At 49.7% G+C, this 20077-nt stretch carries 3 protein-coding genes; all 3 read left to right on the forward strand.

Annotation, left to right across the window (positions count from 1 at the left end; genetic code table 11):
* Nucleotides 1-56: 56 nt before the first annotated feature.
* Genes AR333_RS02635 through AR333_RS02645 form a run of 3 tightly spaced genes read left to right on the forward strand, consistent with a single transcriptional unit; the run spans nucleotide 57 to nucleotide 20065 of the window.
* Nucleotides 57-3878, forward strand: coding sequence for a type I polyketide synthase (locus tag AR333_RS02635; RefSeq protein ID WP_068773791.1), 3822 nt, complete (start codon nucleotides 57-59; stop codon nucleotides 3876-3878).
* The gene (locus AR333_RS02640; RefSeq protein WP_068773792.1) at nucleotides 3875-13987 is read left to right on the forward strand and encodes a non-ribosomal peptide synthetase; all 10113 of its coding nucleotides are present in this window, start codon (nucleotides 3875-3877) and stop codon (nucleotides 13985-13987) included. The genes AR333_RS02635 and AR333_RS02640 overlap by 4 nt, the downstream gene beginning before the upstream one ends.
* Before the next feature lie 6 nt (nucleotides 13988-13993).
* A complete protein-coding gene (locus AR333_RS02645) occupies nucleotides 13994-20065 on the forward strand; it encodes an SDR family NAD(P)-dependent oxidoreductase (protein ID WP_068773793.1) in 6072 nt (2023 codons plus the stop codon).
* Nucleotides 20066-20077 lie beyond the last annotated feature (12 nt).

Here is a 20077-nt window from a genome sequence, read left to right on the forward strand (position 1 = left end):
TCCGGGTTGGATGCGGGAAGCAGGGAGAGATCGTTTAGTGACAGGGGGGCACTCGGATGAAATTGGCTGATATTCTGATAGAAGATGTGATGGATGAAGAAAGTATTGAAGAGATTCAAGATAAGGATATCGCCGTAATCGGGATAGCCCTGCAATTTCCGGATGCGGCATCTCCTGCTGAGTTCTGGAATAACCTGATAAACGGTGTCGATAGTATTAAACCCATTCCGCAGCGAAGAAAGAAAGATGTGGATCATCTAAGAAATACGATTAAAAAGGATTTGAAAGGTGAATACCAGGAGGCCGGTTATCTGGAGGAGATCGATGCGTTCGACTATTCGTTCTTTAATATCTCCCCGAAAGAAGCCAGTTTAATGGACCCTGTCCATCGTAAATTTCTGGAGATAGTATGGAGTGCCGTTGAGGATGCCGGCTACAGTACCCGCTTCTTAGCGGGAGAAAATGTCGGTATGTACGTGGGGGTTAGTCCGGATGCGGATTACAAATCCGTCATTGCGCAGCTTGAGCCGGATCATTTATTTATGTCGTTACCGGGAAATTTGCGGCCGATGGTAGGAAGCAGACCTTCGCATATGCTGGATTGGCGGGGCCCTAATATGGTAATCGACACCACCTGCTCTTCTTCGTTAGTGGCGGTACATACCGCATGTCAAGCGATTCGCAGTGGTGAATGCGAGATGGCTATCGCGGGAGGTGCTCAAGTCCATCTGTTTCCCGTAAGGGATTTCAATGTCGGTATTGAATCTTCCAATAACCGTACCCGGGCATTCGACGACGGTTCCGACGGGACAGGGACAGGGGAGGGAGTGGCGGCGGTACTGTTGAAATCACTCGGACAAGCCCGCAAGGCCGGGGATCACATTTATGCCGTCATTAAAGGCAGTGCCGTCAATCATGACGGGGCTTCGATCGGTATCACAGCACCGAATCCCGTTGCTCAAGAGGCAGTCCTGGTGCAGGCATGGAAGAATGCCAATATCGCGCCCGAAACGTTGTCGTATATTGAAGTGCACGGCACCGGCACCAAACTCGGAGACCCCGTGGAGATTGACGGAATTAACAGGGCTTTCTCCCGGTATACGAGCAAGAAGCAGTTTTGTGCCATCGGAACCGTCAAAAGCAATATCGGCCATTTGGATCAAGCAGCGGGTATAGCCGGTTTTATAAAAGCCGTGCTTGCTCTGCACCATAAGAAACTTCCGCCATCCCTGCATTTTGTCCGGCCTAACCGCAAAATTAATTTTGAAGATACGGCTATCTATATCAATGACCAACCAGTGAATTGGACCGGTGCTCAGGCTCCCAGCAGATGCGGGGTCAGTTCATTTGGTATAACCGGTACCAACTGTCATATCGTACTGGAAGAGGCGGCTTTATTGGAAGAACCGCGGGCACACCGATCTTCACTGACTGAAGAGGTACACGCCTTTACAATTTCGGCCAAATCGGCGGATTCCCTGAAGCGGCTCGTTGAGCGTTATAAACTTGCGCTTATAGAATATGACTATGATCTTAAAGATTTTTGTTACACATTAAACACCGGCAGGGATCATCATGATTATCGTGTTGGTGTGGTGCTGGCCGGCGAGCAATTGAATAAGCAGGCACTCATAACGGTACTGAACAAAATATTGTCTACGGAATCCGAAGCTCTAGGTACGCAGGACAGTTTTTTTTATGGTGTGAGAAGGAGCCGCCCAGGTAATGACGAGAACTCGGCACAAAATACCGATCGGCTTACAGAGCAATTTATAGCTGGAAATTATCGGGAAGAGTCCGTATTATCACAACTCCTGTGCTTATACACGCAAGGAGCTGATCTTAACTGGCCTCTAATCTACGGGGCACGCAGGTATCGTAGAGTTTCGCTGCCTGCGTATCCCTTTACGCCAAGCAGGTGCTGGATTTCTGATCCTTCTGTCAGTAAAGGGCAGGAGGAAACGGCTGAGGCGGCTTTCTATCGAAAAGAATGGAACAGGCAGCCGCTAACCGAGCAGGCGAAACCGCACAGCAGGCCTGTTCTGTTAATCGACAATGGGACAGCTAAAGGTGAAGAGATCGCCCGGTCCTATAAAGAAGAAGGGATAGTCGTTGTGGAAGCCCGCATCGAAGATCTGAATGATGACAGCTTGGAGAGGATTCTAACAGCGAACCGTATCGACCAAGTCGTGTATGTGCAGCATAACGGGGTAAATCGGGTCATGGATAGTGAGCAAGAGCTCGATCGCAATTTGAGGAATGGGTTTTACCGCTTGTTTGGGCTAATGAAGGGTATAGATCGATTCGACAAAACCGGGATAGACCTATTCCTGGTTACGGATTGTGCTCATAAGGTAACGGATGAGGACTCGCTGGTTATCCCGGAGAACGCCATGGCAGTAGGTCTTGGACTAACCTATGCATTAGAGCACAGAGCTTCGGCATGCCGCATGATCGACATCGATGAACTAACCGATGCACGTGTTCTTGTCAAGGAGATGCTCTCAAGTTCTAAGGACAAGATTGTAGCTTTCCGGAACAACGCTAGGTATACAGAGGTCCTAGTTCCTGTCATGGAAGCAAGTCAATCAGATAACCGGTATCCGATCCGTGATAACGGCGTGTATGTCCTTACAGGGGGACTTGGCGTTATAGGCCGGCAGATTGCCAAATCATTGGCAGCGGACCATAAAGTGAATCTCGTTCTGCTTGGCAGAACGGAACTGCCGGAACGGCATGAATGGGAGGCTATCGTTCAAGATTCGCAGGAACATCCTAATTTCCGTCAAATCTTTGACCTGTTAGAGCTTGAAAAAACGGGTGCCAGTGTCTTCTACTACAGTGTGGATGTGACCGATGAACGGCAAATGATGCCTACGATGAACGCCGTAAGAGAGCGGTTTGGCCGGATTCACGGAGTTGTTCATTGCGCGGGTGTCGGCAGCCGGATGAAGGGGGCTCTTATCCGTGATGAAGACCTTAGCGTTGTCCAGCAAGTGCTGTCTCCTAAAGTCAAGGGGACATGGATTCTCGACCGCTCTACGCGGCAGGACACCCTGGATTTCTTCGTGCTGTGCTCTTCGGCAATCACACTGATAGGCGGAGCGGGAAGCGGACACTATACGGCCGCCAATTGTTTCCTTAACGCGTATGCCTCCCGGCGCCGGTTGGATGGGGCGAACATGACCTCGATAAACTGGTCTGCGTGGCAGGAAGGGTTGAGCGAACGTGAGCAAACTGGAATGAGAAGCAGCCAATTATTCGAACTGCTGGGTTCCGATGAAGCGACACAAGCTTTCTATCGCGCGCTACATCTGCCCTGCGCACAAGTGATCGTCGGCAGGATCCACACTGAATCTGCTGTATGGAACATGGAGGAGTGGCTTCCTTTCGGTTTGTCTGAAGAAATTAAGGATGCTCTTGCGAAGCGCTCTTCGGAGGGGGAGTTCAACAAATTACCCGAATCTGCTGTTATCTCCCCGGGAAAACAGATCACAAGCTACGGCGAGATTACCAGGTATATAGCATCTGCCTGGAAAGATGTATTAGGTTATGAGCAGATAAAGGAAACGGACAATTTCTTTGAAATTGGCGGCGACTCGATCATGATCACCAGCATTCAGCGGAAGCTGGAGCAGGTTTTTCCAGGTGTTGTAACGCTTGGGGATCTTTTTTCATTTCCTTCGATTGCATCCCTGGCGGAATATATACATGGCCGGATTCACCCTTCTGAGCCAAATGATCCAATCGTGGAGCGCGATTATGCACCACCCGCTTCCGGTATGCAAATTACGGAGATGTTGAAACAATTAAAAGAAGGAAAGCTGACTGTCGATCATGCCATGAAGAATTATAGATCGCTGGGGGACCTTAAATGAATGAGAGATTGACCAAACTTATCTTCGAGAATTGTGCAGCCGGTAGAATCGATGAGGCAGCGGGTGCGGAATTATTATCGGTGTTGATGGAAGAACCCCGGGACCGAGAACCTGAGGGCTACGCGATTATTGGAATGTCGGCTCGTATCGCCTCATTTAATGATATCGGGGAGTATTGGCAGGGGATTGCGGCGGGCAAAGATTCCGTACGGAAATTTCCCGAAAACAGGAAACCAGATAGTCTTGGGTTCATCTCCCACTATACTTCGTTGAATGCCAACGAGGCTCGATACTCGGATGGGGGATACTTAAACGACATTGATCAATTCGACGCCGCTTTCTTCCGCCTCTCGCAGAGCGAGGCTAGGCTCATGGACCCTAGCCAGAGGTTGTTCCTGCAAACCGCCTGGGAAACGATCGAGGAAGCAGGCTATGCGAACGGACAATTGAAGAACAGCCGCACGGGCGTTTATCTGGGATATGGCAATTGGCCCGCTTATGGTCAATATATCATGAAGCATGCGCCGGAGCTCTCAACAATTGCGATACCGGGCAATCTTGCTTCAATAATTGCGGGGAGAATATCTTATCTTCTTGATTTGAAAGGTCCGAGTTTATTAGTGGATACGGCCTGTTCTTCCTCTCTGGCGGCCGTCCAGCTCGCCTGTCAGTCTCTGAAGAGCGGTGAATGTGACCTCGCAATCGCCGGCGGGGTTAAGATATCGCTGTTCCCGGTCGAGGGCGGAATGCAGGCGGGCATAGAATCGTCCGACTATAAGACAAGAACATTCGATGACAGTGCGCAGGGTACGGTTTGGGGAGAAGGAAGCGCAGCGATCCTCATCAAGCCGCTTCGGAAGGCGATCGAAGACGGAGACCGGATTCATGCGATCATTAGAGGGGGGGCCATGAATCAAGACGGCACATCAGTCGGATTGACAGCCCCCAATATGCATGCACAGGAAGACGTCCTCGTATCCGCATGGAAGGATGCGAACGTTGCACCCGAATCCATCACCTACATGGAGGCGCATGGCACCGCTACCAAGCTTGGCGATCCGATCGAGATCGAGGCGATAGACCGGGCATTCCGGCGCTACACCGATAAGAAGCAATTCTGCGCAATCGGTTCGGTCAAGACAAACATCGGACATCTGGATTTTGCTTCAGGGATTGCGGGTTTAATCAAGGTTGTGCTGGCTCTCAAGCATAAGAAACTTCCTCCGGCCCTGCATTTTCAAAGTCCGAATAAAAAAATTAACTTTGCCGATTCACCGGTTTATATAAACGATACACTGGCGGATTGGGAGGCCCCGGCAGGCCCGAGACGATGCGGAGTAAGTTCATTTGGTTTTAGCGGAACGAATTGCCACCTGGTTCTGGAAGAGGCTCCGCTCCGTAACGTTCCCAAGAAAGCAGCCGAACGGGCTCAGCATATTTTTGTGCTGTCGGCCAAAAGCGAACGCTCTTTAAAGCGGCTATTGCAGAAATATGCGGGTTTTTTGGATGAGCCGGGCGATCTGGAACTTGGCGATGTTTGTTATACGGCATCCACCCGGAGAGAGCATTTTGATCACAGGCTGGCAGTAATTGTGTCTACCCTTCCCGAACTCCGTGAGCATATCCTTAAGCTCGCTTCTTCCCTGGATAATTACAAAGAGTCGGAACATGTGTATTACCGGGCTCCGGGAAGTGATTCCGTCTTAAATAAAGACAGCCGCAACGAGGCTCCGGCCTATAAGAGTCTTCAGGAAACAGCGGCAATCTATGTAAGCGGCTCTAAGGTTGACTGGGAGGGGATTTATTCCGGCAAAGAGTGGCAAATAGCAGATCTGCCAACCTATGCATTCGACAAGACCCGTATGTGGCTGGAGTGGGATACCGCTTTAACGGAAGTTAAAGAGGCTGTGGCCACGTACACCGTTAGTAAAAGCAGCTCTAAGCAATTTTCCTTAAAAGGGCGGGAGTCAGGCGAATACTCCGAATTTGAACGAATGGCGGCAGCGGCATGGTCAGAATCTTTTGGAGTCGAAGAACTTGATATCCGTGATAATTTTTTCGAATTAGGCGGAGACTCGTTGATGGCTATCCACCTGTTGTCCCGTTTCAATCAAACCAATGGTTATAAGATCGATATTTCGACGATTTATAATTACCCGGTTTTGGAAGGCTTCTCTTCGTATATTGAGTCCTGCGACCCTGTTCAGGCAGCCGGCAGTTTCGCTGCGGCATCTATCTCCGCTTCGGCACAACCTGGCAGGGCATACGATCCGTTTCCTTTAACAGAGGTACAGATGGCTTATTTAAGAGGGCGGAGCGATCATTTTGAACTTGGCGGCGTTTCTACGCATACGTATTTGGAGATTGAGACCCGCTTGGATTTGGCAAGGTTAAACCGCAGCCTTCAGAAGGTCATAGACCGCCATCCGATGCTGCGTACCGTCATTCTGGAGTCGGGAGAACAGCAGGTATGCCGGGATACGGTACCGTATTCCATTTTAGTGGAGGATATCAGCAGCTTAACGCCTCTAGAGCAGCAGATGCGCATTGAAGATGAGAGAACAATAAGATCACATCGTATGTTCCCCATCGGCCAGTGGCCTATGTTTGATTTTGCTGCGCTGAGACTAACAGGCGATACGCATTACTTATTCGTCAGCCTGGATGCCTTAATCGTTGATGGGGCAAGTACACAGACAATCTGTAAAGAGCTCATTTATTATTATGAAAATCCGCTCACGGAGCTGCCGGCACTGGATTTTACTTTCCGTGATTATATGATGGCGCTTCAGGAGGTTAGAGACAGTCACAAGTATATAGAAGACAAAGCTTATTGGAGCGGGAAAATCAAAGAGTTTCCGATGGCTCCGCAGCTGGGATTGATCCAATCACCCGAGCATATAAAAAAACCTCAGTTTCAGCGCATGAAGGCCGTGTTTCACCAGGAAGACTGGAGTAAGGTTAAGGATTTTGCAAGAAAGAATCAGGTGACGCCATCCGTGCTGCTCTGTACTTTATATGCAGAGGTTTTAGCTTTTTGGAGCAATCAGCCCAGGTTTGCCATGAATTTGACGATGTTCAACCGGAATCCATACCATCCGGACGTGTACCGGATCGTGGGGGATTTTACTTCGGTGATACTTCTCGATATAGATATGAGCGCAGAGAATACTTTCCGCAGCCGGGCACAGCGCATCCAGAATGTGCTGGCTGAAGCTTTGGAACATAGAGCTTACGAAGGCATTGAAGTCATAAGAGACTTTGTCAGGCATAATCATCTGCCGGTGGGAAAAGCCGCAATGCCTATCGTTTTTACAAGCATGCTGTTTAATCAGGATGGAGATCAGGAGTACTTAAAGCAGATTGGCCATGTGAAAATGGGGATTACCCAGACGCCTCAGGTTTATTTGGATAATCAGGTTATGGAACTGGACGGTCAGCTTTCCGTTACATGGGACTATGTGGATCAGTTATTCGATCCTGTTGTCATTGAAGCTATGTTTAGTCATTATGTGCAGCTTGTTGAGGGAATCGTTCAGAACGGGCAGCCGGCTGCGCTTGACATTACCCCTGAAGATAAGGGCTTTATTCAAGCGTTCAATGATTCGGAGGAGGATATCGCCCCGAAATCTTTGAACCGGATGTTCTGTGAACAAGCCAGAATGACTCCGGACTCTGCAGCTGTTATTGAAGGCGACAAGCGGATTACGTACCGTGAGCTGGACGAATGGTCCAACCGGTATGCGAATGCTCTTATCCGGCATGGCATCGGACAAGGGGACTTTGTCGGCGTACTCGCCTCCAGGCGCAGCGAAACGATCGCTCAACTGCTGGGAGTTATGAAACTAGGGGCCGCTTACATTCCGATTGATCCCGATCATCCGGAGGAACGCAGAAACCACATCGTCTCCGAAAGTGGTTGTAAACTGCTTCTGGATCCGGACTGGGATGCCGATTCCTATTCTTCTGCGTTTCCAAGTAAAGGGGCAGACTTCCCGGATGAGGTTGCTTATGTGCTCTATACTTCCGGGAGTACAGGCGTACCGAAAGGGGTCGTTATTACACACAAGGCGGTCAGTAATACCATTCAGGACATGAACCGCAGATTTGCGGTATCACAGGAAGACCGCATTCTTGCCGTCTCATCCTTATGCTTTGACTTGTCTGTCTATGATGTTTTTGGTGCTCTGAGCAGCGGGGCGGCTGTTGTGCTGGTTGCAGATCAGCGCGATCCCGGTCTATTGGTGGAAAATTTGATCCGTCATAAGATTACGATCTGGAACTCGGTTCCGGCACTCTTGGAAATGGTATTGGAGTATGGACAAAGTCCGAGTCTGAATGACCTGCGGCTCGTCTTATTAAGCGGCGACTGGATTCCCGTCACACTTCCGGAGCGAATTAACAGATTCTGTCCCGAAGCGGAGCTGATAAGCCTCGGCGGTGCTACGGAAGTATCCATCTGGTCCATCTATTATCCGGTTCAGCATGTCTCACCGGATTGGATCAGCATTCCTTACGGTTACCCGCTGGCTAATCAAACCTGGTTTGTACTGAATTATCAGCTGCAGATATGTCCAGTGAATGTTGCAGGGGAGCTTTATATCGGCGGAGTCGGCATCGCTGAAAAGTACTGGAATGATCCGGTCAAATCGTCCCAAGCTTTTATCGACCATCCCGAGCTCGGCCGTTTATACCGTACCGGCGACTACGGGGTATTGCGCAAGGAAGGTTATATTGAATTTCAAGGAAGAAAAGATACTCAGATCAAAATCCGGGGACACCGGATTGAATTAGGCGAGATCGAACATGCCGTTGCCGGCAGCAGAGGAATTAAGCGTGCTGTCGCTATTGTCAAAGAAAGCCCGGACGGGAAAAAGTATCTGGTTCTGTTCTACTCAGCGGATAAGGCATGGGACAGTGAAGATTTAAGAGAAGTCCTTACCCGTAAACTGCCGGAATATATGGTGCCCCGGGTGTTTATACATTTGCAGGATCTTCCTTTAAGCGCTAATGGCAAAATCGATCAGAAAACGCTGATGAATATTCCGGTGGAAGCTGTTAATGAGAGTGTGGCTCCTAGGAGCGGAACTGAACAGCGATTAGCCCAAATCTGGAAAGAAGTTTTGTCGGTCGATAATATCGGCGTAACGGACAATTTCTTCGATCTCGGCGGAGATTCGCTTATTATTCAAAGGCTGAAGAACCGGATCGAGAAAGAGTTCGAAACGGAAGTTTCTGTGCGGCAGCTTTTTGAGGAACCGACAATTGAACGTCTTGCCATAGTTATCACAGGCGAACAGGTGCTGAAGACGGGCAGCGCCGGCGAGTTACAAAGCAGTTCCCTTACCTACACGAACGGGACCGAGCAAGTGTATTATTGGTCTCCCGTTGTTCATTGGACAAGACAAGACGGGATGATTACCGCCGGTGATTACGCAAACGGCGACCCTCAAATCTGTGCGCTCTTCCCTGATTTGTATTTTCACGCACAAAAGGGGGCATCGTTTCAAGAACTTTGCGGGCTTCTTGCGGCTGCAGGTACTGCAGCAGCAAACCGGGTCATTCAAGATTTGATCGCCAGCCGTGTGCTGGTTCATTCGATCTTGCCTCCTGCGGAACTATTCTCGGCCCAGGATAAGCTGTTCCGGCACACATACGGTGACGATCTCCTGTATAAAGAAGATGCGCTTCAAGCTTACAAGGAGAAGCAGCTTAACCGCTCACAGCAACAAGAAGGCGCTTATAGCATCAAACTGGGGCAAAGCCCGGAACTGCCCGCTTATGTTCATGACAGAAGGACGTACAGGCAGTTTGATCATGAGCAGGCAATCAGCGGACAATCGTTCGCCGGTATGTTATCCATTCTCAAGCAGATACGCGAAGACGGAAGGACGCGGTACTATTACCCGAGCGCAGGCGGCCTTTATCCGATTGATGTCTATATAAATGTCAAAAAGGACCGGGTTGAGAATATTACCGGTGGCCTGTATTTGTATAATCCTGTTTCTCATACGTTAATTAACGTTACGGATATAGAAATTCCAATGGAGAAAGCCCATCTGCATACGAATATGAAGGCTGGCGAAACCTCGGCCTTTACTATATTCCTGATGTATAACCCGGATGCGAACATGCCGCGTTACGGCTATAGAGGCTACTATTATGCTCTGCTCGAAGCAGGCGTCTTAATCGCTATGCTGACTCAAGCAGCCGGATTAAACGGAATCGGTGTATGTTCCGTAGGAGAAATTAAGTATACCGAAATTGAACCTTACTTTGCATTAAAGCATAATCAGCTGCTTCTTCATACGATAGAGGGCGGTTCGATTCCATTGTCATCCGGGCAGGATGCGGCAATTACGGAGTATGCACCCCGGATAAAAGCACCGCATAAGTTGATTTCGGAATCGGTGGGCTTGGAACAGGAATATTATCCGCTGTCCTCTGCACAGAAGCGGGTGTACATTTTACAGCACTTCGAGGGCGGCAGTGAAAGCTACAATACACCGGCTGCGCTGCTCCTGGAAGGGCGGTTAGACCGCCACCTTTTGCAGCGTGCCTTCCAAGGCATTGTAGAGCGGCATGAAAGTCTAAGAACTTCCTTTCACATGAAGGATGGAGCAATCGTCCAGAAAATACATGAGAAAGTTCATTTTGGAGTGGAATTTGCTCAAGTCGAAGAGAACCGGCTGCCGGAAACGATTACCCGGTTTATTCGGCCGTTTGATTTAGAGCAGGCTCCGTTACTGCGTGCACAGCTCGTTCAAACCGGGGAAGACAGGCATATCCTTCTATTCGATCTACACCATATTGTCACGGATTGGTCTTCGACCGGAATCCTTGTAGGCGAACTGGCGGCTTTATATAATGGATTCCATTTGAAGCCGCTGCCGATTCAGTATAAAGAGTTCGTTGTCTGGCAGGAAGAATTGCTGCGCAGTCCCAAACTTAAGGAGCAGGAGGACTACTGGATTTCCGAGCTCACGGATCCGCCTGTACTGCAGCTGCCGACAGATTACCGCCGGCCACGGGTTCAGAGTTTTGAAGGGGATCGTATCGAGATCAATCTGGACGGTTTTCATAAAACTAAGCTGAAGCAGCTTGCTCAAAAGACCGGGACGACGTTATACATGGTTCTGCTGGCTGCCTTTAATGTATTAATGTCAAAATATACCGGGCAGGAAGACATTGTTGTCGGATCTCCAGTGGCGGGCAGAGAGCAGGCAGATTTGGAGAAAGTCGTCGGAATGTTCTTGAATACGCTGGCGCTGCGAAATCGGCCTCGCCGGGATTTAAGCTTCCATGAATTTCTGCAAGCTGTCAGAGAAAATATGATTAAAGCCCTTGATCATCAGGATTTGCCGTTCGAAGAATTGGTGAACAAGCTGGATCTCCCTAGAGAGACGGGGAGAAACCCTTTATTTGACGTTATGTTTGTTTTGCAGGAGAACTGGAACAAGAATATGTCTCTTGACGGGCTTAGCATATCCTCTTATCCGATGGAGTTCAATCAATCCCGGCTGGATCTTACGCTGACCGCTTTTGAAGAAGAAGACACCCTGAGATTGGAACTGGAATATGGTACCAAGCTGTTTCGTAAGGATACGATCCAGAGAATGGCGCTGCATTTCACACAGCTTTTACAGCAAATCGCGCTTTATCCCGATCTTACGCTGGCTGAACTTGAGATAATGCCGCCGGATGAGAGAAATCGTGTGGTGTATGAATTTAACCGGACGGCGATAGATTTTCCCGAACACTTGTCACTGGCGCATATGTTTGCCCGGCAAGTGAGCCGGACGCCCTTGAGCACGGCCCTCGTGTATAAGGAGAAGCGTCTCACTTATGCGGACCTGGATCGCAGATCGGACTGGTTAGGCCGCCGGCTGCGGGAAGCTGGAGTTAAGGCTAACACCAAGGTCGGGCTAGTCGCAGACCGCTCGGACAATATGGTGGTGGGAATGTTAGCGATTTTGAAAGCGGGCGGGGCTTTCGTGCCTATCGATCCGAATTTCCCGCAGGAAAGAATCGCTTATATAGTAAAAGACGCTTCTGTGCAGGTTATTGTGGCAGAGAGCTCTTTTAGATGCGACTTTACGTTTGATGGAAGAATCGTTGAATGGGAAGCGCAGGAGCAAGAAGAAGTAGAGGCGTCGACTCCGCTTGAATTAGTGAGCACGCCGGATGATCTTGCCTATGTAATGTACACGTCTGGCTCGACAGGGGTTCCGAAGGGAGTCCTTATTGAGCAGAGAAATGTGGTAAATCTGGTGTGCTGGTTTGCCAGAAGCTATGACCTGCGAGTGAACCGCAATGTTCTGCAAATGACGAACTTGACGTTTGACGTTGCAGTCGAGGAAATTATGGGCGCTTTGTTAAGCGGCGCCACACTCGTAGTCCCTCATAGGGAAGTTATTTATGATAAGAATGCATTCGCTTCTTTTATTGGAAACCACAATATTCATCTAGCCCAGTTCGTACCGGCAACGCTGAAGGAATACTTATCCGGGTATGGACGCAAGCTCGAAAGCTTGGATGTCGTCATCAGCGGAGGGGAAAAACTCGACGATACGCTAAAGGATGAACTGCTTGAGATGGGTTACTCCTTGTATGATCATTACGGTCCTACGGAAGCAACGGTAGATGCAATTGTCACCCAATGTCAGAAGGGCAAGCATGAAATAGGCAGACCTATTGACAATGTGAACGCATACATTATTAGTGGGGACGGCCGCCCACAACCGATTGGCATTATCGGGGAGTTGTGCTTATCCGGAAGCGGTATTGCGACCGGGTATTTGAATAGGGACGAGTTGACCCGTCAAAAATTCGTCGAGAATCCTTTCGCTCCTGCCGGCTCTAAGCGGCGTCTTATGTACAAGACAGGCGATCTGGCCCGCTGGAATCCTGACGGTACGATCGAATTGCTGGGGCGTATCGACGATCAGGTTAAGATCAGGGGAATCCGGATCGAGCTTGGAGAGATCGAGGAGCAGATCCGCAGGACCGGGGCCGTCAAGGACGTTGTCGTAATCGGGCTGGAGGATGAAAGGAAGGACAAGTACCTTTGCGCCTATGTCGTATCGGATGAAGAGACGGAATACAACGTCTGGCGAAACCGGTTGAATTCAGTATTGCCGGATTCACTGATTCCGTCGTTTTTTTGCAGGCTGGATTCACTGCCCCTTAATGCCAACGGCAAAGTGGACCGCTCCAAACTGCCTGCTCCGGCTGTAATGGTGAAGGCCGAGATTACAGTGGAACCGACTAACCATTGGGAGCGTACGCTGCTGGATATTTGGAAAACGGTCTTGAGTGTTCAGGAAATCGGCATTGATGATCAGTTTTTTGATAGGGGAGGCAATTCACTGAAAGTGATTGAGATGTATTCCCTTATCCAGCAAAAGTATCCCGATCAGCTGCAGATTACGGATATTTTTGCGTTTCCGACGGTCCGTAAGCTTGCCAGCATGCTGGAGGAGCACGGCAAAGAGTCTGTTTCCCTACAGACGCTTTCGTTTCCGCAGTCCTTTATACTGGACCCCGGAGGTCGGAGGCAGGATAAATTATTGCGGTTCGGTCTGGAGCGTAACCAGCTGACCAAGCTGCAAGGCAGAGCTGACGAGCTGCAAATCGAGCTGAAGGACATGCTGCTGGGGGCATACCTGATCCTGTTGTCGGAAGTTCTCGATGTTCAGGAACTGGGGCTGCAGATTTGTATAGAGAACAGAATCGTCCCGATTACGATAGATCTGACATCGCCGGATACGCTTGCAGAGCTGTTTATGGAATTGGCGCAATTGACCAGGAATGCAGCGGACAACAAAGAGGGGCTGCTCTTAGAGAACTTGGGGGCTCCTGCCTCCGCGGAGAATGATCTGTACGCGCTCTTTTATTATTCCAGAGCTTCATCGGATTCGTCCGGCCACTACTTTGATTTGACGCTGCGGTTTCAGGAAGAGCCGGATAAGCTTACCCTCCTCTGGGGCTACAATGCCGGCAAGCTGGCAAAGCATAGAATGGAAGAGTGTATCCGGGCCTTCATACGAATTCTAGACATTATAATCGAGACCATATCCGAAGAGCAGGAACTAACCGGAAACAGGTGATAATACGTGATCAAGAAATTACTTGAACTGGATAAAAAAGTCATCTTTGCTCCGGATCCGCATCAATTTAAGATTGAAGACGTGGCAACGAATGATTTTGCTGTCATCGGAATGTCGGGAACCGTAGGTAAGATGAACAATCTGGATGAATTCTGGGAATCTCTCAAAAACGGTGTGGATAGCATAGATGAGCTGCCGGCCGCGAGAAAAAGGGATTTTAACGATGTATTGTCTGCGGTCGGTTTACAGAATACGGGCGTGATGGAGGTAGAGGGGGCTTATTTATCCGCTATCGACAAATTCGATCATCAATTTTTTAATATTTCGGCAGCAGAAGCCCGTTATCTGGACCCGCAGCAAAGGCTCTTTCTTGAAACGGTCTGGCATGCCTTAGAAGATGCCGGCTACAGCGGCAATCGTGCAGTCGGCAGCAGAACCGGTATCTATGTAGGCTACAGCGAATCCAGGCCTTCCTACGAGAATCTGATATGGAATGCGGAATCTATGATGAATGCTGCTGCGAAAGCAGGCAACATCAGCTCCATTATCGCGAGCAGAATGGCTTATTTAATGAATTTTAAAGGCCCGTGTCTCTTGGTGGATACAGCCTGCTCCTCATCACTCACTGCAATTCATCTGGCTTGTCAGGCGCTGAGGGCAGGCGAGGTAGAGATGGCGATCGCAGGCGGAGTGAAGGTGGTCCTGCTGCCTGCCAAGGTAAACGCCAACGAAGAAGTCGGCATTGCATCAACGGATGGCAGAGCGAGAACGTTCGATTATTATTCGGATGGAACCGGATCAGGTGAAGGCGTCGCGGCCGTGCTTCTGAAGCCTTTGCATAAGGCGGTAGAGGACAACGACCATATCTATGCGGTAATTAAAGGAAGCATGATCAATAATGATGGAAGCTCGATCGGCATTACCGCTCCCAATGTACTTGCCCAGGAAGATGTCCTTCTGAGAGCTTGGGAAGATGCCGGAATTCATCCCGAGACGATCTCCTATATCGAAGCCCACGGCACGGGAACGAAGCTCGGAGATCCGATAGAAATTGACGGGATTAGGCGGGCTTTCAAAAAATATACGGATAAAAAACAATTCTGCGCCATTGGTTCGGTGAAAACAAATGTCGGCCATTTAGACAGCGCCGCGGGCATTATCAGCTTTATTAAAGCGGTACTAGCTCTTCATCACAAGCAAATTCCGCCGAGCATACATTTCCAGAGACCTAATCCTAAAATCAATCTGGAGGATTCCCCTGTCTACGTCCAAGACAAGATGACAAGCTGGGAACCACAATCTGCACCTCGCCGCTGCGGTGTCAGCTCTTTCGGTTTAAGCGGCACGAACTGTCACATCGTACTGGAAGAAGCGCCCGAGAAGAACGCCGTCTTGCCGGATAGCACTGGCTTATTTGTTTTATCCGGTGCTACACAAGCTTCTCTGGATGAGCTGATCCAAACGTATATTCGTTACTTTGACGTCCATACGGAACTATCCGTTAAGGATGTCTGTTATACGGCGGGGATCGGAAGAAAACATTTAAACCACCGCCTGGCTATCGTGGCGAGCAGTGTAAGCGAGCTTAGAGACAAGCTGCAGCAATTTACAGCTGCCGGCATATCTGAAGGCAATAGAGTGTGGTTCAAACGGCACCAGCTGATCGACGCGAATAAGACGGTTAAAGGCGATGGCGAGATTTGGCTGGAGGAAAAGCAGCAGTTAACGGCACAAGCGCAATCGATAACCGATTCCTGCCGGATAACCGGCTGCGATCAAGCCGAGTTACTTGTAAAATTGGCGCTGCTCTATGTGGAGGGCGCTGATCTACAGTGGGCGTCCCTCTTCGAGGCGGGTACCGCAAACTCGGTACCGCTGCCGGGCTACGCATTCGACAGGAAGCGAAGCTGGGTCCAAAGCAAACCGGATACGTTCTGGCCGCCAAGTCTTGAGGCGGAATCAGCACAGGATATCCGGGCGGGCTCGGCAGATACGGTTCCTATTCAGACGAAGCTCGGTGATCTCTATCTGAGAGAGTTCAGCGAGAAGGATTGGATCATCCGGGATCATCAAATCAACGGGACCGGCCTTCTTGTAGGGACCGCTTATCTCGACATGGCCTTGTCAGCGGCATTGCATGCAAACCCTGACCGAAGCATTAAGCTGGTTAACGTTACGCTGCTTTCCCCTTTCCTTATTCCGACGGGACAGAGTAAAGAATTACAGACGTTGGTTCAGCGACAAAAGGACCAGAGAATGACATTTTCGATGGCGAGCAGGGAAGACGGCCCGCCACCCGGATGGACGGATCATGCAGTGGGGGAGATGGAAAGCAGGTCCCCGGAAGATGCAGATGTACAATCGTACTCTTTAGAAGAAATAAAGAGCAGGTGTTCTAAGCTGCTGCATGGGGATACCCGGCAGCCGGAGAGAATGAACAGCCTTCAGCTCGGAGAACGCTGGTTCAGTCTGAAGCAGGTGTATGCAGGCGACAATGAAATGCTGGGATATTTCGTGCTTCCGCAGCAATATCAGTCAGAGGTTGCGGGGCACAAGGCATATCCGCCACTGCTGGATGCGGCACTTAATATACCGGATCCGACTGTGAGCGAGAAGGACACATTCATCCCTTTTCAATTCAAAGAGGTCATCTTTCACTCTCCGCTGAAAGCCGTTGTCTACAGCTATCTCAGGAAAGTAGAGGAGACAGAAAACTCCATTACCTATAACGCATCTATCATGGACGAGCAAGGCAAACTGCTTATCGAGGTCCGTGGTTATGTCATGCGAAAAGCTGCTCTGCTACCGGAAACGGAAGTTCCATCCGCTTATTACGAATTTGAGTGGCGGCCGATAAAAATCGGATATAACCGGAGAGAACAAAAGCCGGGAGGCATCCTGGTATTCAATACTGTGCAAGGGCAAGGAATAGCAAAGCAATTAAGAGCGCAAGGCAGCTCACCCGTGCTTGAGGTTGTCATCGGAGAGAGCTATGAACGACTGGACGAGACGACCTTCAGGATCCGCCCGGACCTGCAGGATATCACACGTTTATTGACAGAGGTACAAGATCGGAAGATCAGCCGTTTTGTTCATGCCTGGTCGGCGGCTGACCTTGATTTTGGTGGATTCGATGTATCGGAAGATGTACTGGAATTGCGTCTAGCCCGAGGAATCTATTCTTTGTTCCATCTGACGAGGGCACTGCAGAGTGAATATGCAGGCAGGCCCGTCTTGTTGGATGTGCTTACTCTATGCGGGAACAAGGTTACAGGCAGGGAAGCATCGCTGATTCCGGAGCATGCTGCCATTCATGCTCTATTGAACGTGATGAGGCAGGAGATGCCGGATTGGCATGTGCGGTATATGGATATGGATGAAAGCACGGAATCGCTTGAGAGAGCGACAGCTTGCATGCTGTCTGATTCGCCTGCGGAGGTTTCATTCCGCAGCGGGATGACGTATGGCAAGCTGCTGAAAGAAGCGGATCCGGGCGGACATACGGATATTAGCATCCACTCCGAAGGTGTATACATCATTACAGGGGGCGTTGGAGGTGCCGGTCTTCAAATGGCCGCCTACCTTGCTTCAAAGAACCGTGTACAGCTCGCTTTAATAAACCGGAGCCGTTTTCCAAAGCGGGATATCTGGGAGTCCTTGGTTCAGGAAAGCTCAGATGAGGTACTGATCGGAAAAATCAAGATGATTCAGCAATTGGAAGGTCTTGGGAGCGCGGTATCGGTCTATTCGGCAGATGTATCGGATCACGGGCAGATGACAGAGGTCTTTCATAAATTAAAACGAGAATTCGGTAAAATTAACGGAATCATTCATACAGCCGGGCTTCCTTCAAGCGGGTTATTGCCTCTCATCCGGGAAGAGGAATTTCAAGCGGTACTGAAGCCGAAAGTGCAGGGAACAAGGGTGCTGGACGAGGTTACGGCATCCGAAGAAATGGATTTTGTCATCTATTTCTCGTCCATAACTACTTTCCTCGGAGGAGTAGGCCAAGGTGATTATGCGGCTGCGAATGCTTATCAGGAAGCTTACTCGGAATTCCGCAATCAGCAGGGAAAATGTACGATAGCTATCGTATGGCCGGCTTGGATCGAGACAGGAATGGCAGCGCGCCATGGTGTCAATCTAAGAGATGCTTTCCGTCCGGTTACGAACGTTCAAGCATGGGAAGCGATGGATCGTATACTGACAAGCAGTTCCGGCAGGGTCATAGTCGGTCCGATCCAGTATTCGGAAATTGCCGGAATGGATGATCTTCCGTTCATGCTGCATACCGACATACAATTGCGGCTGGACCGGGAAAAGCAAGTTTCAGCGGTCTCGGCAGCGGCAAGAAATTCCGGGGCGGCCGTTACAATTACGGGAAGATCGGACAACCGGTATTCCGCATTGGAGCAGGAGATGGCGAAGGTTTGGGCTGAAGCGCTGGGAACCGATGTCATTGACATCTATGATAATTTCTTCAACCTGGGCGGAGATTCGATCTTCGCGATGAAGATCGTCAATGCTTTTGGAAGAGAAGCCGGGCACCGGCTTCAAATAACCGATGTGTTGACTCACCAGAGCATCTATGCGCTAACTGCTTATTTGGAGCAGCAAACCGGTCTGATCGGGGAGAGCTCGAATATAGGCAGTGAAGCCATTTTGCCTGCTGAATCTCAAGCCTATTATCCGGTTACGCCGAGTCAGAAACGCATCTTTTTTGTTCAGCAAATGGAAGGGGCCGGAACTGCCTACAACATCCCGGAATTGCTTCGGATTGAAGGGGAGCTGGATCTTCAGCGGGTACAGAAGGCTGTCGCCCGGGTCATCGAACGGCATTCGATCTTGCGGACATCCTTTGAATGGGCGGAAGGCGAAATTGTCCAGAAGATTAATCCGGCCCATGAAATAGAATTGCGGCAGTACGAAGCGGCGGATCATGAAGTTCAAGGGATTATCCAATCGTTTATCAGGCCGTTCGACTTGAGCAAGGCGCCGCTTTTACGATGTGCCGCTATCAAGCTGGCCTCGGACAGACATATCTTGTTGTTTGACTTTCATCATATCGTGACCGACTGGACGTCTTATAACGTGTTTGTCCAGGAGTTCGGCGCCTTTTACGAGGGGATAGAGCCGGAACCGGCAGTGCTGCAATATACGGATTATGCTGTCTGGCTTAAAAAGCACTTGTCTGATTCACGCATGAATGCGCAGGAAAAGTATTGGCTGTCCGTTTTTGACGGGAACCTGCCGGTTCTGAAGCTGCCTACGGATTTTCCGAGGCCGCAGGTACGCAGTTTTGAAGGAGACCGTCTGGCCTTTGAGATGGATAAGGAACTCACCGGGCAGTTAAGCCTAATGGCCAAAAAATCAGGCGCAACCTTATTTATGCTGCTGCTGGCTCTTTACTCTATCCTCTTGTCCAAATACAGCGGCCAGGACGATATTGTGATCGGTTCTGCGATCTCCGGCAGAAGAAATAAGGGAATCGAGAATTTAATCGGTATGTTTGTGAATATGCTTGCAATCCGCAACCGGCCTCAGCAAGAGATGACATTCGAGCAATATTTAACAGAAGTCAGAGCGCAGGTGCTGGGAGCTTACGAAAGCCAGGATTACCCGGTCGAGGAATTAATCCGCAAACTGCCTATACCGAGAGACACCGGCAGAAATCCGTTGTTTGACACGGTATTCATCTTCGAGAACATTGAAGTGAGGCAAATGCAGCTCCGGGATATGTCTATTACCCCGGTGGATTACGATTTCCCGATTTCCAAATTTGATTTATCTCTCTACGCCTTGGAGAAAGAAACGCTGCATTTCAGCTTCGAATTCTCCACCAAATTGTTTAAAAAAGAAACGATTGAACGAATGTCGGCTCATTTTATTCATTTGGCGCAGCAAGTGTCCGAACATCCCGAGATCCGAATTGCGGATGTGGAGTTAATGACCCAGCAGGAAAAGCAGCGGATTTTGAGCGGGCTTCAAGTACGGCACAGCGACAGCGGCAATAACAGCCGTAACGAGCCGGGGGCAGAGATGCTGAAATTAGAGCTGGATGCCGATTTTAATTTCTAGCTAGCCAAAGGA

The sequence above is a fragment of the Paenibacillus sp. FJAT-26967 genome (assembly GCF_001541095.1).
Lineage (GTDB): Bacteria > Bacillota > Bacilli > Paenibacillales > NBRC-103111 > Paenibacillus_F.

Bases quoted from the DNA above. Each gene is read 5' to 3' on its own strand.
- AR333_RS02635 (WP_068773791.1), top strand. From the start codon at position 57: ATGAAATTGGCTGATATTCTGATAGAAGATGTGATGGATGAAGAAAGT.
- AR333_RS02640 (WP_068773792.1), top strand. From the start codon at position 3,875: ATGAATGAGAGATTGACCAAACTTATCTTCGAGAATTGTGCAGCCGGT.